Genomic DNA, 5,539 nt, shown 5'->3' with positions numbered 1-5,539 from the left:
ATTAAAGGACTCGCTGTCGCTCGATTTGTTTGTTGGTGCAAATTCATCTCGCCACTAAAAGGCACGTCCGCCGTTACCTTCGGTAACTCTACTCGGACTCGCTTTATAGTGGGAGTCTTCTTTGCACATTTAAGATAAAATGGGGAGCGATTTCCTCCCTTGTAGTGAGAGCATTCGTTTTGAAGGGTTTGTCACGTCCGTTAACTGCTGTGGTCATCGTACCAACGGGGATTGGGGCCGCGATTGGCGGCTATGCTGGGGATGCGTTGCCGGTGGTGAAAGCCATGGCGCAGGTGTGCGATCGCATCATCACCCACCCCAACGTCCTCAACGGGGCGCAACTCTACTGGCCTACCACTGAAACCCTCTATGTGGAAGGCTACGGTTTAGATCAATTTGCCGCCGGTCATTGGGGCTTGCAACCCGTTCACCAAAACCGGATCGGGGTGATCCTCGATCAAGGCATTGAGGATGACCTCAAAACCCGTCATATCCAAGCGATCGAGGCGGCCCGCGCTACCCTCGGCCTCCCTGTGACGGATTACCTGATCACCGATGCCCCCTTGGGGGTCTCCCTCCAAACCGCCGCCTCTGGCACGAGTTGGGGCACGGTGTCGAATCCAGATAGCTTACTGCGGGCCGCTGAAGTGTTGCTCGGTCAGGCGGGGGTGAATGCGATCGCCGTCGTGGCTCGCTTTCCCGACGACATCGAACCCAACGCCCTCCAAGCCTATCGCCACGGGGCCGGCGTTGACCCCTTGGCCGGAGCCGAAGCGGTGATTTCCCATCTGGTGGTGCGCCAATTCCGCGTCCCCTGCGCCCACGCCCCCGCCCTCGCGCCGCTCCCCGTTGATCCGGACGTAGCCCCCCGTTCCGCCGCTGAGGAATTGGGTTATACCTTTTTGCCGTCGGTGCTGGTGGGGTTGGCCCGTGCGCCCCAATTTGTGCGGCCGTTGCAGTCCCGTGCTCCGGAACAGGTGTGGGCGGATCAAGTGGATGCGATCGTTGTGCCTGCCTCGGCCTGTGGCGGTAGTGCCACTCTGAGTTTGAGCGATCGCCTCGTGATCGCCGTCGAAGCCAACACCACCCAAATCCAAGTCCCCCCAGAATCCCTCGGTATTCCAGCCCTGCGGGCCCGCTCCTACTTAGAAGCGATCGGCATCCTCGCCGCCTACAAAGCCGGTCTCGATCCGGCTCACCTCAACCCGCACATTGCTCCCCTGCGTCCCACGACCCTACTGCGCCCGTGAATAGTTCTCCCTCCCCCAGCCCTGAACCCCTCAGCCGGACTCAAGTCCTCCTCGCCATGGGAGTCACCGCTGCCCTCTTGCTGATTGTGGCGAAACTCTGGCAATATTTCGGCGACATTCCTCTGCTCACGGTGCGGTTTGAATGGAGCGCCCTGGGCTGGGGGGTGGGGGTGATGGCCGGAATTGTCGCCATCAGTGGGCTGTTGCATTGGGGGTGGCCGGCCTATCGACGCAGTGCCATGGTGTATTTAGAATTGGTGATTAAGCCCCTGGAGTGGCCGGACTTGCTGTGGTTGGGGTTGTTGCCGGGGTTGAGTGAGGAATTATTGTTTCGCGGGGTGATGTTACCGGCCTTGGGGTTAAATCTGGCGGCGGTGATCCTATCCAGCGTTTTGTTTGGCGTTTTACATCTTAGCGGCCTTTCCCAATGGCCCTATATGCTCTGGGCAACGGTGGTGGGGGTGATTTTTGGCGTGAGCGCGATCGCAACGGGTAACCTCCTCGTGCCGATCATCGCCCATATTTTGACTAATTTCTGCTCCGGCTGTCTGTGGAAATGGAGCGATCGCCGTCCTCGTCCCAAGTCTTGAGAATCAGGCAAAATCAGGGTGCGATCGCCCCCATCCGCCCCCACTCTCCCGAAATCCCCGAAACCCATGCGTTAAAATTCTTGGAGAACAGCGTCCCCTGCTTCCCCGAATTCGACTACACCACAATACTCAGATTTATGAACAAAATCATCTACAGTCTACTGGTGTTTATTCCCATCTCCATCGCTTCGACCTACTTAGGATGGGGATCAGCCGTCACCTTCATCACCGCCGGCCTGGGCATTGTTCCCCTCGCCGCCCTGATGGGACTCGCCACCGAAGAAGTGGCCGTCGTCGTCGGGCCGAACCTCGGTGGACTCCTCAACGCCACCTTCGGGAACGCCACGGAATTGATCATTGCCTTAGTTGCCCTCAAAGGCGGCCTGATCGAAGTGGTAAAAGCCACGATCACCGGCTCGATTATTAGTAACCTGCTGCTGGTGCTAGGGTTCTCGATGCTCCTCGGTGGTCTCCGGTTCAAAGAACAGGAATTCCAACCCACCGCCGCCCGGATGAATGCCTCAACAATGAACCTAGCGGTGATCGCTCTCCTTGTCCCCACAGCGGTGGAATATACCTCTAGCGGGATTGGCGAATTGACGCTCCAAAAGCTCTCCGTTGCCGTAGCGATCATCTTGATCTTGGTGTACTGTCTCACCCTGCTGTTTTCGATGAAAACCCATACCTACCTCTACGATGTGGGGATGGCCGACCTCGAAGGGGATGACATGAACGACGACGAATCAGGCGAAGGTCACACCAAACATGAAAAACCGAATGTGGTGCTCTGGATGGGGGTGTTGCTCTTGGTGACGCTGTTGGTGGCGGTTGAATCGGAATTTCTCGTGGATAGCCTCGAAGAAGCCACCTCTAGCCTGGGGTTGAGTGCCCTCTTTACCGGGGTGATTTTACTGCCGATTATTGGCAACGCGGCAGAACACGCCACCGCCGTCACCGTCGCCATGAAAGACAAAATGGATTTATCCGTGTCGGTTTCGGTGGGGTCAAGTCTGCAAATTGCGATGTTTGTCGCGCCAGTGTTGGTGATTGTGGGCTGGTTTATCGGTCAACCGATGGATCTCGATTTCAACCCCTTTGAACTCGTGGCCGTGATGGTGGCGGTCTGGGTGGCGAATTCCGTGAGTTCCGATGGAAAATCGAACTGGCTCGAAGGAATTCTTCTCTTGGCAACCTATATGGTGCTGGGGTTTGCGTTCTTTTTCCACCCGGTGGTTGCCGGTCTGGGCGGTTGAGGCGGTTAAAACGCACCCCCAAAACGAAATATGATGTTGAAAGGCTCAGTATTGCACTATTGAGCCTTTTACTTGTGAGTTCGGATTTGGGATCAGAAGACGTTCTTAAGACTAATGTTTGATCGTTAGGGTTGGTTAACCTGATAATTGTTGAGCATCGAACGTTCAACGCAACTCTTTTCCTTGGGACTCTGGCCATGGCTTCTGACCTTTCCCCCCAATCCACTCCTTTACAACAATGCTATGCGCAGCTCAACCCAGTCCAGCGAGCCATGGTGCAACTTTTTGCGATTTGCCATACTCCCCTGAATCGCTCCACAGCCTGTGCATGCTGGAATGTTGCCGTCCCCACCTTGTCATTTGACCCACCCCTGTCCCCATTAAAGGCCCATGTCTTCAGTGCCCGGATCAGCGAGCTAATTGATCAGGGAATGTTGGTGCAACCTCAGAACAGTGGGATTCGGTGTCCGTCAGAGTTACAGGAAGTTGTGGTGCGGGATGCGGTCAAGCGGCGCACGTTCGAGCCAATTGTTAACGCGATCCATACCCAATTGCCGCTCCGGCAACATTACAACAAAAAGCGAATCTTTCAATCCGAACAAGAATGGTTGCGTGAATTGCGGATTGCCATCTATCGCGAAGATTTAACAGACGTTGACACATTATTCGATGAGCGTCGGATAGCCTATTGGACACCGACACTGACCTTCATCGATGTCTTTCGGTCAATGCTCAAGCATCCCTTTGATCCGGACTGGATGCAGCGGCTTTCGCCAGAGTTTTGTCATGTAGGTCTAGAGTTGATTCTGACGGATGCCGCTCAGCAGTGCCACGAAGTTGAGGCGGTTTTTGAATGGCTCGAAGAATTGTACGCGACCCAACAGGCGACTCCGGACATCGTGGTGCTCTATGGGGAACAGTTATGGCTGCGGGGCTATCTACAGGAGGTCTGGGAGCTTTTAGCGAACACTGAAACACATCCCCCGTCTTATCGGCGGTTGGCGTTGCAGGGCGCGATCGCTTTCCTGGATGGCCAAACCACCGAGGCGATCGCCCACTACCAAGCCAGCTTAAAACTGGTCGGTAAATCCAACGCGGCACAAATGGAGTGGTTTGAGATCCCTACCACAGTGCTCTATTTATTTGCCCTGTTAAAAGACGGCAGCCCCGCCGCTTTGCAACTGGCCCACGAATATTGCACAAGCATCGAACGGGGATCGGCTCAATACTGGCTACACCACAGTGTCCAACTCTTTTCAAGGCTGCTGAAAATTCAACAGGGCCAAAACTCGCTTGCGGCTGATGTGGCGAGCGAGTTTTTTGACTACAACCTGCCGACGGTTGGGGTGGCTACTCTGCTCGAAGTCTACAGCTTGTACTGGCTCAATGTGCCTGAACTTTCCCAATGGCTAACGCCGCAACTGGTGCAGGCCTATCAACGGGCATCGAAGGCAGACTACAGTTGGCTCGCCCTCGAACTGGCCGACTTAATCGTGCGCTTGGACGGCGCGGAAATTTATCAGGAAGTGGCCGCCGGGTTGCGCGAAACGATCAACAGTCAACCCCTGATCGAGATTGTGCAGCATCGAGAATTGTGGGAGCTTGCCCTCGATGCGCTGACCCAGTTAACGTCTCCTGATGCCCCAGTTGAGAGCGATCGCGCCTCTCACTATCGTCTGGCGTGGCGATTACAGTTTCGTTCGCTGGATAACTGGCAACTCAACCCCGTCGAGCAAAAATTGAGTGCCAAAGGCGGTTGGACTAAGGGTAAATCCATCGCCTTAAAGCGGTTTCAATCGGTGCGTGAGATGCCCGACTACCTCACAGAACAGGATCGAAACATTGCTAAAACCTTGCAAATGGAGTACGAATATCGCCGCTACGGTTCAGGAAACCCCAGGTATTTCTTTGATGATCAGGCGTTACTGGCATTGGTGGGGCATCCGCTGGTGTTTTGGGCTGATCTGGACAATGTGCGCGTTGATGTGGTGGCGGGTGAACCGGAGTTATTTGTGCAGCGCCTGGCCAATGAACGGCTTCAGATCAAACTGGCTCCTCCGCTTGTGAACGATGGGGAGGTGATCGCCGTCAAAGAAACCCCCACCCGGCTCAAGGTGCTCGCGATCCATGAACATCATCGCCGCATCGCGCAACTGTTGGGCGAGAACAATTGTTTAGATGTGCCAGCCCATGCCGAAGCAAAGGTGTTGCAGGCGATCGCAGCCATTTCAACCCTCGTCACGATTCAGTCTGACATCGGCGGCGGCGTGGCAGCAGAAGAAGTCCCCGCCGATGCAACTCCGCATGGGGTGCATCCCAGTTATGCAGATAGTACATAGAGATTAATAGAGTTCACCATTGAGATAAGCACAACGGTGTAGAAGAACCTTAGGCACATTGTGGCGAGACCACTGAGCCCCAGACCGTTTAACGCGGGCAGCAATTT

General features: G+C 55.2%; 4 protein-coding genes. All 4 read left to right on the top strand.

Annotated elements, in window-relative coordinates:
- The first annotated feature begins 188 nt into the window (after window positions 1-188).
- A complete protein-coding gene (locus PN477_RS15195; RefSeq protein WP_272117507.1) occupies window positions 189-1,250 on the top strand; it encodes a DUF3326 domain-containing protein in 1,062 nt (353 codons plus the stop codon).
- Entirely contained in the window at window positions 1,247-1,840 is a 594-nt protein-coding gene (locus PN477_RS15190) for a CPBP family intramembrane glutamic endopeptidase (RefSeq protein WP_272117509.1), read from the top strand. Before PN477_RS15195 ends, PN477_RS15190 begins: the two co-directional genes overlap by 4 nt.
- A 137-nt stretch (window positions 1,841-1,977) precedes the next feature.
- On the top strand, window positions 1,978-3,093 hold the full coding sequence (gene cax / locus PN477_RS15185; protein ID WP_272117511.1) for a calcium/proton exchanger: 1,116 nt from the start codon (window positions 1,978-1,980) through the stop codon (window positions 3,091-3,093).
- Window positions 3,094-3,290: 197 nt separating this feature from the next.
- Entirely contained in the window at window positions 3,291-5,432 is a 2,142-nt protein-coding gene (locus tag PN477_RS15180; RefSeq protein WP_272147396.1) for a hypothetical protein, read from the top strand.
- Window positions 5,433-5,539: the final 107 nt, after the last annotated feature.

Source organism: Spirulina subsalsa CS-330, assembly GCF_028330765.1.
Lineage (GTDB): Bacteria > Cyanobacteriota > Cyanobacteriia > Cyanobacteriales > Spirulinaceae > Spirulina > Spirulina subsalsa_A.
The sequence above is the reverse complement of the archived record's forward strand: the minus strand, read 5'-3'. Positions and strand labels throughout refer to the sequence as shown.

Excerpts from the sequence above, each read along its gene's own strand:
- cax (WP_272117511.1), top strand. The coding sequence starts at position 1,978 with ATGAACAAAATCATCTACAGTCTACTGGTGTTTATTCCCATCTCCATC.
- PN477_RS15180 (WP_272147396.1), top strand. The coding sequence starts at position 3,291 with ATGGCTTCTGACCTTTCCCCCCAATCCACTCCTTTACAACAATGCTAT.